Source organism: Rhodanobacter sp. FW510-R10 (assembly GCF_058781105.1).
This window is the reverse complement of record NZ_JBYSWL010000001.1, coordinates 2,249,757-2,264,179: the sequence shown is the minus strand read 5'-3', so window position 1 is coordinate 2,264,179 and position 14,423 is coordinate 2,249,757. Positions and strand designations below refer to the sequence as shown.

General features: G+C 65.8%; 13 protein-coding genes. 4 read left to right on the top strand and 9 right to left on the bottom strand.

Annotation, left to right across the window (positions count from 1 at the left end; all coding sequences use genetic code 11):
- Positions 1 to 67 precede the first annotated feature (67 nt).
- Both alr and AC3WJB_RS09785 read right to left on the bottom strand, forming a co-directional pair.
- Positions 68 to 1,141, bottom strand: coding sequence for an alanine racemase (gene alr / locus AC3WJB_RS09790; protein ID WP_492681049.1), 1,074 nt, complete (start codon positions 1,139 to 1,141; stop codon positions 68 to 70).
- Positions 1,141 to 2,433: a D-amino acid dehydrogenase gene (locus tag AC3WJB_RS09785; protein WP_492681047.1), complete on the bottom strand. Its 1,293-nt coding sequence runs from the start codon at positions 2,431 to 2,433 to the stop codon at positions 1,141 to 1,143. Before AC3WJB_RS09785 ends, alr begins: the two co-directional genes overlap by 1 nt.
- A 139-nt stretch (positions 2,434 to 2,572) precedes the next feature.
- On the opposite strand from AC3WJB_RS09785, the gene AC3WJB_RS09780 reads away from it, so the two are divergent.
- A complete protein-coding gene (locus AC3WJB_RS09780; RefSeq protein WP_492683158.1) occupies positions 2,573 to 3,094 on the top strand; it encodes an Lrp/AsnC ligand binding domain-containing protein in 522 nt (173 codons plus the stop codon).
- Positions 3,095 to 3,305: 211 nt separating this feature from the next.
- Here the strand turns inward: AC3WJB_RS09780 and AC3WJB_RS09775 are convergent, their stop codons facing one another.
- From AC3WJB_RS09775 to miaA, 6 genes are all read right to left on the bottom strand, one after another.
- Complete coding sequence (locus AC3WJB_RS09775) at positions 3,306 to 4,598, bottom strand: adenylosuccinate synthase (RefSeq protein WP_492681045.1); 1,293 nt, start codon at positions 4,596 to 4,598, stop codon at positions 3,306 to 3,308.
- Between the two features lie 174 nt (positions 4,599 to 4,772).
- Positions 4,773 to 5,642, bottom strand: coding sequence for a protease modulator HflC (gene hflC / locus AC3WJB_RS09770; protein ID WP_492681043.1), 870 nt, complete (start codon positions 5,640 to 5,642; stop codon positions 4,773 to 4,775).
- The gene (gene hflK / locus AC3WJB_RS09765) at positions 5,639 to 6,721 is read right to left on the bottom strand and encodes an FtsH protease activity modulator HflK (protein ID WP_492681041.1); all 1,083 of its coding nucleotides are present in this window, start codon (positions 6,719 to 6,721) and stop codon (positions 5,639 to 5,641) included. Before hflK ends, hflC begins: the two co-directional genes overlap by 4 nt.
- Before the next feature lie 175 nt (positions 6,722 to 6,896).
- Complete coding sequence (gene hflX / locus AC3WJB_RS09760; RefSeq protein WP_492681039.1) at positions 6,897 to 8,198, bottom strand: ribosome rescue GTPase HflX; 1,302 nt, start codon at positions 8,196 to 8,198, stop codon at positions 6,897 to 6,899.
- 56 nt (positions 8,199 to 8,254) lie between these two features.
- A complete protein-coding gene (gene hfq, locus AC3WJB_RS09755) occupies positions 8,255 to 8,518 on the bottom strand; it encodes an RNA chaperone Hfq (RefSeq protein WP_492681037.1) in 264 nt (87 codons plus the stop codon).
- A 155-nt stretch (positions 8,519 to 8,673) separates the two neighbouring features.
- A complete protein-coding gene (miaA, locus tag AC3WJB_RS09750; protein ID WP_492681035.1) occupies positions 8,674 to 9,627 on the bottom strand; it encodes a tRNA (adenosine(37)-N6)-dimethylallyltransferase MiaA in 954 nt (317 codons plus the stop codon).
- A gap of 128 nt (positions 9,628 to 9,755) precedes the next feature.
- Here miaA and tdh point away from each other — a divergent pair, with 128 nt between their 5' ends.
- Positions 9,756 to 10,790, top strand: a complete 1,035-nt coding sequence (gene tdh / locus AC3WJB_RS09745; RefSeq protein WP_492681033.1) for an L-threonine 3-dehydrogenase — start codon at positions 9,756 to 9,758, stop codon at positions 10,788 to 10,790.
- A 118-nt stretch (positions 10,791 to 10,908) separates the two neighbouring features.
- Complete coding sequence (gene kbl, locus AC3WJB_RS09740; protein ID WP_492681031.1) at positions 10,909 to 12,111, top strand: glycine C-acetyltransferase; 1,203 nt, start codon at positions 10,909 to 10,911, stop codon at positions 12,109 to 12,111.
- 175 nt (positions 12,112 to 12,286) lie between these two features.
- On the opposite strand, the gene AC3WJB_RS09735 is transcribed toward kbl, so the two are convergent.
- A complete protein-coding gene (locus AC3WJB_RS09735) occupies positions 12,287 to 13,018 on the bottom strand; it encodes a pseudouridine synthase (protein ID WP_492681029.1) in 732 nt (243 codons plus the stop codon).
- Between the two features lie 402 nt (positions 13,019 to 13,420).
- On the opposite strand from AC3WJB_RS09735, the gene AC3WJB_RS09730 reads away from it, so the two are divergent.
- Complete coding sequence (locus AC3WJB_RS09730; protein WP_492681027.1) at positions 13,421 to 14,299, top strand: substrate-binding domain-containing protein; 879 nt, start codon at positions 13,421 to 13,423, stop codon at positions 14,297 to 14,299.
- The last annotated feature ends 124 nt before the right edge of the window (positions 14,300 to 14,423 follow it).

Genomic DNA, 14,423 nt, shown 5'->3' with positions numbered 1-14,423 from the left:
CTGCGAGGCGCTTTTCAACGGCCGAAGGGCCGGTCAAGCGGGGATGACGGCGGTTTGGGGGTGGCAGCTAGGCGTCGAGGTAGACACGCGGCACGCGCTTGACCGCGCATAGCAGGTCGTATGCCGTGCGGCTTGCGTGCCTGGCCACCTCGGCCACCGGGACTCGGGTACCCCACAGCTCCACCCGGCTGCCAAGCCCCGCCGCCGGATGGTCGGTAAGGTCGATCGCGAGCATGTCCATGGACACGCGGCCGATCAACTCGCCGCGCTGGCCATCGAGCGCGACGGGCGTGCCGTTCGGCGCCAGCTGTGGATAGCCGTCGGCGTAGCCCAGAGCGACGATGCCGACCCGCGTCGGCCGTGGCGCCACGAAGTGCGCGCCATAACCCACCGGCTCGCCCATGCCAATGTCGCGCACGCTGATCACCGTCGACTCCAGCGTCATCACCGGGCGCAACTGATCGGCCAGCGGATGCGGTGCGCCAAACGGATTGATGCCATACAACATCAGCCCCGGTCGGGCCCATTCGCCGTCGGCGCCGGGCCAGCCCAGTATGGCAGCCGAATTGCCCACGCTCCCCGGCAGCGCCAGCGCATGGCTGGCCTGCCGGAACACGGCCAACTGTTCGTCGGTGCGCGTGCAGTCGAGCTCGTCGGCACGGGCAAAGTGGGTCATGGCCACCACCTTGCGGACTTGCGACAAACCCTGCAGCCGCTGGGCCGCGGCCGGCCAGGCCTCGGCAGCAAAACCCAGCCGATGCATGCCCGAATCCAGCAGCAGCCAGATGTCCAAGGGACGCTGCAACCTGGCCTGGGCCAGGGCCTCGAGCTGCCAGTCGGCCTGGATGACGCACCACAAGTCGTGCGCCTCGATCAGGGCCAGCTCGGCAGCCTCGAAAAAACCCTCCAGCAGCAGGATCGGGGCCCGGATGCCGGCCGCACGCAGCTCAAGCGCCTCCTCGATGCAGGCGACGGCAAAGCCATCGGCCTCGGCCTCCAGCGCTTGCGCGCAGCGCACCGCGCCATGGCCATAGGCATCGGCCTTGAGCACTGCCAGCGCGCGTTGCCCGCCCAGCTTGCGCGCCAGACGATAGTTGTGGCGCAAGGCCGACAGGTCGACCAGCGCGCGCGCCGGGCGCATCAGGCCTGGACCGGCATGCGCCTGGCATCCGGCCAGGGCTTGCCGTAGCGCGAGAGATCGAGGCCTTCCATGCTGATGTCCGGCTTGCGGCCGGAAATCAGATCGGCCAGATACCGCCCGGAGCCGCAAGCCATCGTCCAACCCAGCGTGCCGTGGCCGGTGTTCAGGAACAGGTTGGCCAGGCGCGTCGCCCCGACCACGGGCGTGCCGTCCGGGGTCGCCGGCCGCAAGCCGGTCCATACCGTCGCTGCACCGAGTTCGCCGCCACGCGGAAACAGGCTGCCCAGCGCCTTCTCCAGGGTGGCGCGGCCACGCGGGTGCAGGGCCAAGTCGTAGCCGCTGACGCCGGCCAGTCCGCCGACGCGGATGCGTTGGTCAAACCGCGTCAGCGCCACCTTGTAGGTTTCGTCGAGGACGGTGGAGACCGGCGCCAGTTCCGGGCGGGTGATTGGCACGGTGAGCGAATAGCCCTTCAGCGGGTAAACCGGCAGGTGGATGCCCAGGGGCGCCAGCATCGGCGTCGAATAACTACCCAGCGCCATCACGTAGCGGTCGGCGTGCACGATCTTGCCATTGACGACCACCGCGCTCACGCGGCTGCCATCGCTCTCCAGGCGCTCGATGGTCGCACCAAAGCGGAATTCGACTCCGGCCGCCTGCGCGCGCTCGGCCAGGCGCTGCGTGAAGATCTCGCAATCACCGGTTTCGTCGTGCGGCAAGCGCAACGCCCCGGTGAGGGCGTCGACCACGTCCGCCAATGCGGGCTCGATGCGCACGATGCCGGCACGATCGAGCACTTCGTAGGGCACGCCATACTGCTTCAACACGTCGATGTCTTTGGCCGCGTCGTCGAGTTGCGCCTGGGTGCGGAACACCTGCATGGTACCGAGCTGGCGACCTTCGTACTCGATCCCGGTTTCCGCGCGCAGGCGGTCGATGCACAGCCGGCTGTATTCGGACAGGCGCATCATGCGGGCCTTGTTGACCGCGTAGCGGTTGGCCGTGCAGTTGCGCAGCATCTGCCATAACCACAGGTATTGGTGTGGATCCAGGCCGGGGCGGATCGACAACGGCGCGTATTTCTGGAACAGCCACTTCAAGGCCTTGAATGGCACGTGCGGCGCAGCCCAGGGTGAGGCGTAGCCTGGTGAAAGCTGCCCTGCGTTGGCAAAACTGGTTTCCTGTGCAGGTGCTGGCTGGCGATCGATGACCACCACCTCGTGACCGGCCTGCGTGAGGTACCAGGCACTGCAGGTGCCGATCACGCCACTCCCCAGAACCGCGATACGCATTGCGCCACCCCCGCCACTGGCTACGGCCATTCGGCCATGTATCTGGACGAGTATATGAAGGTTTACTTGGGCTTATTTCCCATATTTCATCCAATCGTCAGGTAAAATTCGTGTCAAGACCACCGATATCGGGACGCACATCTCCATGCGCTCGCGCGAGTTGGACAAAATCGACCAGAACATCCTGCGCATCCTGCAGGAACAAGGCCGCATCTCCTTCACCGAGCTGGGCGAGCGCGTGGGGCTGTCGACCACCCCGTGCACCGAGCGCGTACGGCGCCTGGAGCGCGACGGCATCATCACGGGCTACCACGCCCAGGTCAATCCGCAAAGCGTGGGCGCGGGGTTGCTGGTGTTCGTCGAGATCAGCCTGGCGTACAAGTCCGGTGACATCTTCGAAGAGTTCCGCAACGCCGCCTTGCGCCTGCCGAACGTCCTCGAATGCCACTTGGTGTCCGGCGACTTCGACTACCTGATCAAGGCCCGCATGCCGGAAATGGCCTCCTACCGGGCGCTGCTGGGCAGCACCCTGCTGACCATGCCGAACGTCCGCGACTCGAAGAGCTACATCGTGATGGAAGAGGTCAAGGAAACGCTGACCCTGCCCATCGGTGAGCGCCGTGCCCGCCCCCAGGCCTCGCCCAAACCGGCCAAAACCTGATACTGGCGTGCATCCCACTGACAGGAGATCACGGACCCATCGGCCTCGCGGGCTCCTGCCGTCCCTACGGCCCCTCGCTCGTCATTCCCGCGAAGCGATCCGCTTGCGCCATTCTCGCAGAGCGACCTTTGGTGTCATTCCCGCAAAAGCGGGAATGACGGGGGAAACGGAAATGGCGACGGGAGGGACGGGAATGACGACGGGGAACGGCTCAGGCGAACGGGTCGTCGAGCACGATCGTGTCGTCGCGGTCGGCCCCGGTGGCGACGATGGCCAGGCGGCAACCGGAGAGTTCTTCCACCGAGCGCAGGTAGGCGCGCGCGGCAGCCGGCAGCTTGGTCCAGTCGCGGATGCCGGCCGTGGACTCCTGCCAGCCGGGAAATTCCAGGTACACCGGCTTGCACTCCGCCCAGCCGTCGGCATCCAGCGGCGCCAGTTCACGCCGCTTGCCACGATACTCGTAGGCCACGCAGACCTTGATCGAGGCCAGCTCGTCGAGCACGTCCAGCTTGGTGATCGCCAGGCCATTGATGCCGTTGATCTGCACCGCGCGCTTGAGCGCCACCAGGTCGATCCAGCCGCAGCGACGCGGCCGTCCAGTGCTGGCACCAAACTCCATGCCGCGCCGACGCAGCAACTCACCCATGTCGTCGTGCAGCTCGGTCGGTAGCGGTCCGCTACCGACCCGGGTGACATAGGCCTTGCAGATGCCCAGCACGTAGTCGATGTCGCTCACCCCGACGCCGGTGCCAGCCAGCGCGCCACCAATCGTGGTGTTGGAGGAGGTCACATACGGATAGGTGCCGTGGTCGATGTCCAGCAGCGCGCCTTGCGCACCCTCGTAGAGGATGTTGCCGCCCGCCCGGCGAACGTCGTGCAGGATCGTCGCCACGTCGTCGACCAGCGGGCGGATGTACTCGCCCCAAGCCATAGCATCGTCCAGCACCTGCTGATAGTCGACCGGATCGGCGTGCAGCCATTGGGTAAGGATGAAGTTGTGGTAGTTGACGGCGGTTCGCAGCAGGTCCGGCAGCTCGTGCGGGTACATGAGGTCGGCCACGCGCACGCTGCGGCGCGCGACCTTGTCCTCGTACGCCGGGCCGATGCCGCGGCCAGTGGTGCCAATGGCCTTGCCACCGGCAGCCGCTTCCCGCGCCTTGTCCACCGCAATGTGGTACGGCATGATCAATGGCGTCGCCGGACTGATCTTGACCCGCGGGCGCACCGAGACGCCGCTGGCCTCGAGCTCGCCAATTTCAGTCATCAGCGCTGCCGGCGACAGCACCACACCGTTGCCAATCACACACAGCGCATCCTCGCGCAGGATGCCTGAGGGGATCAGGTGCAGGACCGTCTTCTTGCCCTTGATGACCAGGGTGTGGCCGGCATTGTGCCCGCCCTGGAAACGGGCCACGGCGGAGACGCGCTCCGTCAGCAGATCGACGATCTTGCCCTTGCCTTCGTCACCCCACTGCGCACCCAGAACTACGACCGACTTTCCCATACTGTGTTCACTCGCTGACAAATGACTGCTGCGTGATTGCCCTGCGGCTCGCCCGGACGGCGGGGCGGGCCGTCGACGCGTTGTGGCGGCCAGCATGCCCGGTCCGACAAGGCGCCAGGCCCGACCATACGCCCAGCGCGTACCCAGGTGCAGCCGCTTACGGGCGTGCCGCGCTCAGCGCTTCGGGGTGGCGTCGTTGAAGTATTTCAGGAATTCCGAATCCGGCTTGAGCACCAGCACGCCCTTGCCATCCTCGAAGGATTTCCGATAGGCCGCCAAACTGCGGTAGAACGCGAAGAACTCCGGGTCCTGATTGTATGCCGCGGCATACACGGATGCCGCCTGGGCATCGCCCTCGCCACGCACCTTGGCCGCGTCGCGGCGGGCATCGGCACGCAGGACCAGGCCTTGCCGGTCGGCATCGGCCTTGATCTTCTCCGCCGCCTCCTGCCCGGTGAAGCGCAGCTCGTTGGCCAACTGCGAACGCTCGGCGCGCATGCGCTTGTAGACCGACTCGCTGACTTCATCGGGCAGATCGATGCGCTTGATGCGCACGTCCACCACGCTGATGCCAAGGTTCCTGCGCGAGGATGCATCGGTGATCTCGCGCACGCGGTCCGTCACCTCGTTGCGGCCACCGGCAATCAGCTCGTTCAAGGTACGCGAATTGAACTCGAAACGCAGCGCGTCCTTGACGATCGGGGTCAAGCGCTGGGCTGCCTGCAATTGATCGCCGCCCGTGGAGCGGTAGTAAAGCCCGTTGTCGACAATCCGCCATTTGACGTAGAAATCGACGTTGACGCTCTTCTTTTCCGACGTGAAGTAGCGCTCGGGCTGGGCGTCGAGCGACAGGATGCGGTTGTCGAAATGCACCGCCTGCTGCACCAACGGAATCTTGAAGTGCAGCCCCGGTTGGTAATCGCCGCGCACGATGCGGCCAAACTGCAGCAGCAGGGCATTTTGTCCCTCGCTGACCACGAACACGCTGTTCACGCCAAGCAATACCAGGATGACGGCGACGACGATGGCGATGGTCTTGTTCATGGCTGCTGCCCGTCGTTGCTGCTGGCACCGCTGGCCGGCGCCACGATCGCACTGGTGGTCGCCGCGCGATTGGCATCCGCATTGGGTGGCACCGCTGTCTTGGCCTGGTCAAACGGCAGGTTGATGATGTTGCGCCCACCGCTGCCGTCGATCACCTTCGGGTTGTCGGCCATGACCTGCTCCATGGTTTCCAGCCACAAGCGCCGCCGGGTGACGTCGGGCGCCGCTTTGTACTGCTTGAGCAAGAGGGTAAAGCGGTCCGTATCGCCCTCGGCACGGGCGATGCGTTCGGCCTTGTAGCCGGAGGCCTCGGCGGCAATGCGCGAGGCATCGCCGCGCGCCACCGGGACGACCTTGTTGGCATAGGCCAAGGCGTTGTTCTCGATGCTCTGCTTGTCTTCGCGGGCGTTGTTGACGTCGTCGAACGCCTCTTTCACTTCCTTGGGCGGCGCGACGTTCTGGAAACTGACTTCGGTGACCCGCAGCCCCGAGTGGTAATCGTTGAGCGTCTGCTGCAACGTGTGCTGCGCTTCGCTCACCAGGGTGGCGCCCTTGCCCGAGAGGATGTCGTTCATGTCGCTGCGGCCGATCACCGCGCGCACCGCAGCTTCGGCCGCATCATGCGTGGTCGCGTCCGGCTCGTTCAGTGAAAACAGGTATTTGCGCGCGTCGTCCACCTGGTACTGCACGGTGAAGTCCACGGTCAGGATGTTCTCGTCCTTGGTCAGCAGGACCACGCTGTCGGTCACCGAACGCACGCGTGTGGCGTCGACCTTGGTCACCGACTCGATCGGTCGCGGCAATTTCAAATGGAAGCCGGGGCCGAGCGTGCGCGCGTAATGGCCGAAGCGCAGCACCACGCCTTCCTGCCGCGCGTTGACGATCGTGTAGCTGCTGAAGAGCAGCGCGATCACCACCACCAGCAAGATCACGCCCAGCACATTGCCCGGCCCGCGACCCAGCTTGTTGAAACGCGCCTGCAGGTCCTTGAGCAGCTTGCCCAGGGGTGGAATGCCAGCCCCGGGGCGCTTCCTCGACCAGGGATCGCGTTGCCCGTTTCCGGGTTCATTCCAAGCCAATGTCAGTCTCCTGAGGGCAACGGAAGGGCCGGCAACCAGCGCCGGCCCACGGGAGAAACGGAATGCCGCATGAGCCGCGGCAGTGCAGGCGCGGCCACGCCCGACGCACGATCACCAGCAATTTCGCAAGGGATGGATTCTAGCAGAGGCTGGACGCGAAACCCGCCGCACGCCGTCATGAGACCGGCGCCAGCAGGCTGCGCAACAAGCGCGCTTCGGCGAGGTCGCCGCCAGCCAAGGGCTCGATCAGGCTGCGCGGGGCATCGATCTGCAGCCGCCAGCCCTGCTCGTCAACGCTTTCCCCGACGATCGCACCCGAAGCACGCAGCCGCGCGTGCAGCCGCCCGGCCGTAAGCGGCAGTTGCAGCGTCGCACGGCAGCGTTCGCCGGAAAGCAGCTCGCCCAGTGCATCGCGCAGCAAACCGAGGCCACTGCCGGTGGCCGCCGAGAGCCAGACCCGTTGCGGCTGGCCCGCTGCGTCGCGATCCAGGCGCGGCCCGGCCTGGGCCAGGTCGATCTTGTTCATTACGCGCAACTGCGGCACTTCGTCGGCGCCAATCTCGACCAGCACCTGCTCCACCACCCGCTGCAGCTGGCCGCTTTCCTCGTCCGAGGCGTCGATGACATGCAACAGCAGGTCGGCATCCCGCACCTCGGCGAGCGTGGCGCGAAACGCCGCCACCAGATCGTGTGGCAGCTCGCGGATGAACCCCACGGTATCGGCGAGCACCGCCGGGCCACAGGAGAGGCCCTCGAGCTTGCGGACGGTGGGGTCGAGCGTGGCGAAGAGCAGGTCGGCGGCCAACACCTCACCGCGGGTCAAGGCATTGAACAGGGTGGACTTGCCGGCATTGGTATAGCCGATCAGGGCCACGCGCGGCACGCTGTTGCGCAGGCGCGAACGACGTTGCTGGCTGCGCTGGGTCTGGACCTTCTGCAGGCGTTTGCCGAGCATCTTGACCCGCTCGCCGAGCAGACGCCGGTCGGTTTCCAACTGGGTCTCACCCGGCCCGCGATTGCCGATCGCACCACCGCGCTGCGCGTCCAGGTGGGTCCAGCCGCGTACCAGCCGGGTCGCCAGGTGGCGCAACTGCGCCAGCTCGACCTCCAGCTTGCCTTCGGCCGAGCGCGCACGCTGCGCGAAGATGTCCAGGATCAGGCTGGCGCGGTCGACGACCCGCACCTTGATCAATTGCTCCAGGTTGCGCTCCTGCACTGGCGAGAGCAGCCGATCCACCAGCACGACGTCGGCCGCCGCGGCCCGCGCGGCCTCCGCGACCTCATCGGCCTTGCCGCTGCCCACGTAATAGCGCGGATCCGGAATCTTGACCGGCGCCGACACCACCCCGACCACCTCGGCGCCGGCCGACTTGGCCAGCTCGGCAAATTCCGCGGTACGCCGTACCGGGTCACCTTCGCCACGCGCGTGCGGCGTCAGCAGCAGCGCGCGCTCACCTTGTTTTTGACGATCAAACACGGGACAGGAAATACCTCATGGGCCTGCCCCCTTGCATGCGGGCGGATCAGGCCGGATCAAGTGTCGGGTGCCGAGGCGACATGGATGCCCTCCTCGTCCTGGCCGTTGCCCACATGCACGTTGCGGCTCGGCACTACGGTCGAGATGGCATGCTTGTAGACCATCTGGCTGACTTGGTTGCGCAGCAGCACGACAAACTGGTCAAACGATTCCACCGTGCCCTGCAACTTGATGCCATTGACCAGGTAGATGGCAACCGGGATGCGTTCGCGTCGCAACGCATTCAAAAACGGGTCCTGCAGTGATTGTCCTTTGGACATATTCTTTTCCCCCTGAACAAACCCAGCCGAAAACAACGCAAGACGGGCGCTGGCACAAGCACGCAGATGGTATCTGCTTTCTGGCGCGTACAGGAACCATCCGGCCACCGGAATCGGCGTGGCGAATTGCGGCAGGCAGCCCCTGCCGCCTGGGTTCAAACCCAGCCTCGCCCAAGGAACAAGGCAAGCGCGGCGGCCACCTGGTCGCGCAGGCCAGCTTGCCAGGGCTCGAAATGGCGCAAGGCGAGGTCGCCGCGCAGCCAGGTCATCTGCCGCTTTGCCAGTTGCCGGGTGGCCTGGATGCCGCGTTCGCGCAACCCGGCCGCCGTGCTTTCGCCCCGCAGGAACTCCGCCGCTTGCCGGTAACCGACCGCGCGCATGGCCGGCAAATCGGCATGCACGCCCGGCTGCGCGAGTAGCCCTGCCGTCTCCGCCACCAGACCGGCCGCCAGCATGGCGTCGAAGCGCCGGGCGATCCGCGCATGCAGACCGCCGCGATCCGTTGGCACCAGGCCAAGCTTCAATACCCGCCACGGGAAACCACTGTTGGCCGGGCGCCGGTGCAGTTCCGAAAGGCGCCGGCCGGTGAGCTCAATCACTTCCAGGGCACGCTGGATGCGCTGTGCGTCGTGGCGATCAATACGCCGCGCCACATCCGGATCGAGCCGTGCCAGTCGGGCGTGCAAGGCTGGCCAGCCATCCCGCTCCGCGGCAAGGGCCAACTGCCCGCGCGTGGCCGCGTCGGCCGCCGGCAGCTCGGACAAGCCCTGCTGCAGGGCGCGGAAATACAACCCGGTGCCGCCCACCAGCAGGGGCACGCGACCACGCTGAGTGATCTGCTGCATGATCGCCTGCGCATCGATGCGGAACTCCGCCGCCGAATAGGCCTGGACCGGCGCGCGCACGTCGATCAGCGCGTGTGGGCAGCGCGCCAAAACGTCGGCATCGGGCTTGGCGGTCCCGACGTCCATGCCACGATAGACCAGGGCCGAATCCACGCTGACTACGTCCAGCGGGAACCACTCGTGCAAGGCACAGGCAAGCTCAGTCTTGCCGGTGGCGGTCGGCCCCATGAGGAACACAGCAAGTGGGCGCGCGTCGATCGGCATGGCGCCAGTGTAGTGGCGCTGCCAGCGTCGCTGACGCCAATCCAGCCTCGCCCAGCCGCAACCGCCGTGGGTCGCTGCTCTATAATTCGCAGTTGGCGGTCCGCTCCACGGGCCACGGAGAGGACGTCATGACACAAACGATGAAGGCCCTGGTCAAGCGCAAAGCCGAACCAGGCATCTGGATGGAAGAGGTGCCGGTACCGGAAGCCGGACCCAATGAGGTGCTGATCAAGGTCAACAAGACGGCCATCTGCGGCACGGATCTGCACATCTACAAGTGGGACGACTGGAGCCAGCGTACGATCAAGCCCGGGCTCACCATCGGCCACGAGTTCGTCGGCCGCATCGTCAAGCTCGGCCCTGGCGTCACCGGCTACAAGGTTGGCGACCGCGTGTCCGCCGAGGGCCACATCGTTTGCGGCCATTGCCGCAATTGCCGTGCCGGGCGCCAACACCTGTGCCCGCACGCGATTGGCATCGGCGTGAACCGCAACGGCGCGTTCGCCGAATACATCAATATGCCGGCCTCGAACCTGTGGCCGATCCCTGACCAGATCTCATCCGAATTGGCCGCCTTCTTCGACCCCTACGGCAATGCCGCGCATTGCGCGCTGGAATTCAACGTCATTGGCGAGGACGTGCTGATCACCGGCGCCGGCCCGATCGGGATCATTGCCGCCGGCATCTGCAAGCACATCGGCGCCCGCAACGTGGTGGTCACCGACGTCAACGACTACCGCCTGAAGCTGGCGGCCGACATGGGCGCCACGCGTGTAGTCAACGTGGCCAAGCAGTCGGTCGCCGAGGTGATGAAGGACCTGCACATGGAAGGCTTCGACGTCGGGCTGGAGATGAGCGGCAATCCACGCGCGTTCAACGACATGCTGGGCTGCATGTACCACGGCGGCAAGATCGCCATGCTCGGCATCCAGCCGAACGGCGCCGGCATCGACTGGGACCGGGTGATCTTCAAGGGCCTCACCCTGCAGGGGATCTACGGCCGCCGCATGTACGAGACCTGGTACAAGATGACGCAAATGGTGCTCACGGGCTTCCCGCTGCATAAGGTGCTCACCCACCAGGTCGCCATCGACGACTTCCAGCAGGGTTTCGACCTGATGGCTACCGGCAATTGCGGCAAGGTCGTCTGCAACTGGAGTTGATGCCGCGGGCGATCCCCACCCCGACGCTTGCGCCATGCCCGCTGCACGCGCATGGTGGCCGCAATCCTGCCGTCCCCCGGCATCTGCGTCCCTCGCCTACTGGAACTGGAAACACACCATGACCAACACCGCCGACCAACGTTTCGCCAGCGAGCTGGATGCGATCCGCAAGCAAGGCCTGTTCAAGGCCGAGCGCGTCATCACCTCGCCACAATCGTCTGAAATCACCTTGCAGGACGGACGCAGGGTGCTGAACTTCTGCGCCAACAATTACCTCGGCCTGGCCAACAACGCCGAGGTCATCAAGGCCGCCAAGGACGCGCTGGACTCCCATGGCTTTGGCATGGCTTCGGTGCGCTTCATCTGCGGCACGCAGGACCTGCACAAGCAGCTGGAAGCGAAGATCTCGGCGTTTTTCGGCACCGAAGACGCGATCCTGTATGCGGCCTGCTTCGATGCCAACGGCGGCCTGTTTGAACCCCTGCTGGGCGAGCAGGACGCGGTGATCTCCGACGCGCTCAACCACGCTTCGATCATTGACGGCATCCGTCTGTGCAAGGCACAGCGTTACCGCTACGCCAATCGCGACATGGCCGACCTGGAGGCCCAGCTCAAGGCGGCCGACGCGGCCGGAGCACGGACCAAGCTGATCACCACCGACGGCACGTTCTCGATGGACGGCTACATCGCGCCGCTCGACCGGATTACCGCGCTCGCGGAGAAATACCACGCGCTGGTGCACATCGACGAATGCCACTGCACCGGTTTCCTCGGCGCGACCGGGCGTGGCTCCGCCGAGGTCCATGGCGTCATGGACAAGGTCGACATCTTCACCGGCACGCTGGGCAAGGCGCTTGGCGGCGCCGTGGGCGGGTTCACCACCGGGTCGCGCAACCTCATCGAAATGTTGCGCCAGCGCTCGCGCCCGTACCTGTTCTCCAACTCGTTGCCGCCGCACGTCGTCGCCGCGGCAATCAAGGTCTTCGACATGCTCGAGCGCGCGGGCGAACTGCGCGAGACGCTGAAGGCCAACACCGAATACTTCCGCTCGCGCATGACCGCGGCCGGGTTCGAGATCAAGCCTGGCACACACCCGATCGTGCCGGTGATGACCCATGACGCGCAGTTGGCGCAGTCCCTGGCCGCTGGCCTGCTCGACGAAGGCATCTACGTCAGCGGCTTCTTCTTCCCGGTCGTGCCCAAGGGCGAGGCACGGATCCGCACACAGATGAGCGCCGCACACACCCGCGCACAACTGGACCATGCGATCGCAGCATTCACCAAGGTGGCACGCGCACTGGGCATGCCGGGCGTCCATTGATACCACGCGACATCCGCGCTGGCGACGGACACCTGCGTCGGCTTGTCTGGCAAGCACGCCACGCCTCACGTCGGCGTAGCCCATTAGCGAGTAGGTTGTCGGACATCACCCAACGCGCGGTGCGAACGCCCACCCAGCGCCGACCACGCGCAGCAGTGCGCAGAGCGCTTCCCGACTAACGCGGTGACAAGGCGAGCGCGCGCACTTCGCATTCAGTCAGGTGTCGCCACTGGCCCTTCGCCAACGTGCCCAACTGCAGCGGGCCAATCGCGACGCGCACCAGGCGCAGCACCTGCACCTCGTGGGCTGCCAGCAGCCGCCGGATGTGCCGGTTGCGGCCCTCGTCCAGGACAACTTCCAGCCACGCGTTTTTCCCCCCGCTACGCAGCAGCGCAACCCGCTTCAGGCCCAGGTGCTCGCCGCCATCTTCGATCCCGGCGAGCAACTGCGCGACCAGCGCGGGAGTCGGAACCCGGTCGATCTGCACGTGATAGGTCTTCTCCAGATGGCTGGCCGGGTCGGTGATACCTGCCGCCCACAGCGTGTCATTGCTCAACAACAACAAGCCCTCGCTGGCCCTGTCCAATCGCCCGATCGGACCCATCCACGGCAGGTCGGCCGTGGCGAATGCGCGATAAATGGTGTCGCGGCCGCGTTCGTCCGCGGCACTGACAACCAGGCCACGCGGTTTGTTGAACATGACGTAGACCTGGGCGGCCGGCTCGACCAGTGCGCCATCCACCTCGATGCGCTGCGATCCGGATGAAGCTGGTACGTATGGATCGCGCACGACACGACCATCCACACGGACCCGCCCGGCACGCACCCAGCGCTCGGCCTCACTGCGCGAGCACACGCCCAGTTTGGACAGCACGCGTGCCAAACCATGGCGTGCCGGCAGGGACATTGATGCGACTGGCGCAGGGAAGGAGGAAGATCGGGACATGCGCATAGCGTACAGGGCGGCGCACCGCAAGCGGCCAGCCACGTTGGGCATTGGCGTCGTGTGACCCAGGACGGCGGCCCCGCACGCCAGGCGGGACCTCAGCCGGCCAATACATCCGGCAGCGAGGTAGGCTAAAATTGACAGGCTAGGTCGCGTGGTGCCTGTGGCGCAATCCGCATCAGGCGCACTGGCAGGCCACGGGATTCCGGATTTGGCGTCGAACTTCGGCTCGCCACACCCGCGCGGCGCTCTTCAACAGCGAAGCTGGGCACGCGGGAATGAGGGGTTGACTTGACGCCGGCGCCGTTCGACGCACTCACTGCGATTCGGTGCCAGAGGGGATTTGCCACGAAGACTCTGCTCATGCACACCGCGATGGCCATCGCACTGACTGCTTGCCTTACCGGAATGGGTGCGGCAAGCCCGGTCGCGGCGCCTGCCGCCTTGCACGTGTATACCTCCGGCAGCATGGCCGGCGCGCTTGGGGAGATCGCCGCGCGCTACACACAGGAAACCGGACAGGCAGTGGAGATCACCAGCGGAGCCGCTGGTCTCCTGCGCCAGCGCATTGAAAAAGGTGCCAGCGTGGATGTCTACGTCTCGGCCAACCTCGCCAATGCGCAGCACCTTGCGCGGGAACATTTGGGCTCGCCCGCCGTCATCGTCGCGCGCAATAGCCTATGCATCATCGCCAGGTCGCAACTGCATCTGACGGCCGACAATCTGCTGGATACCTTGAGCAAACCCTCGGTAAGGATCGGTACCTCGACGCCGGGAGCCGACCCGGGTGGCGACTATGCGTGGGCGTGGTTCGCTCGGCTGGACGCTGTCCATCCCGGTGCCGGCAAGGTCCTGCGGGACAAGGCACGACAACTCGTCGGCGGCGCGGTGGCACCGAAGGTCCCGGCGCACACCAATGCCGTGACCTGGTTCCTGCAACAAGATCAGGTGGATGCATTCGTCAGTTACTGCAGTTCGAAGCAACCCAACGCCAGCCTGGAGCCGGGACTGGTGAAGATCGCCATTCCTGCGGACCAATCAGTCCCGGTCAACTACGCGATGAGCGTGTTGCTGCGCCCGGACGATCCGGCGCGCCAAATCCAGGCCTATCGATTCGCCACCTTCCTGCTGACCCCGGACGCGCAGGCGCGATTGCCACGCTACGGGTTCATACCAGTGACAGCCGTTGCTGCCGGCAAGGCTTCTGCTGCGCGGGACGACTCCGCCGGAGGGGACCGGTAAAGCTTTCCCGCGGTCATGGGTACGGTCGACGTGACTTGAGTGCGCGAGACCCGACGCAGCCGGCAAACGCGTGGGAGTCGGCACCCCCGACGCGGCTACGCATCCGATGTTTTGACGCAACCGC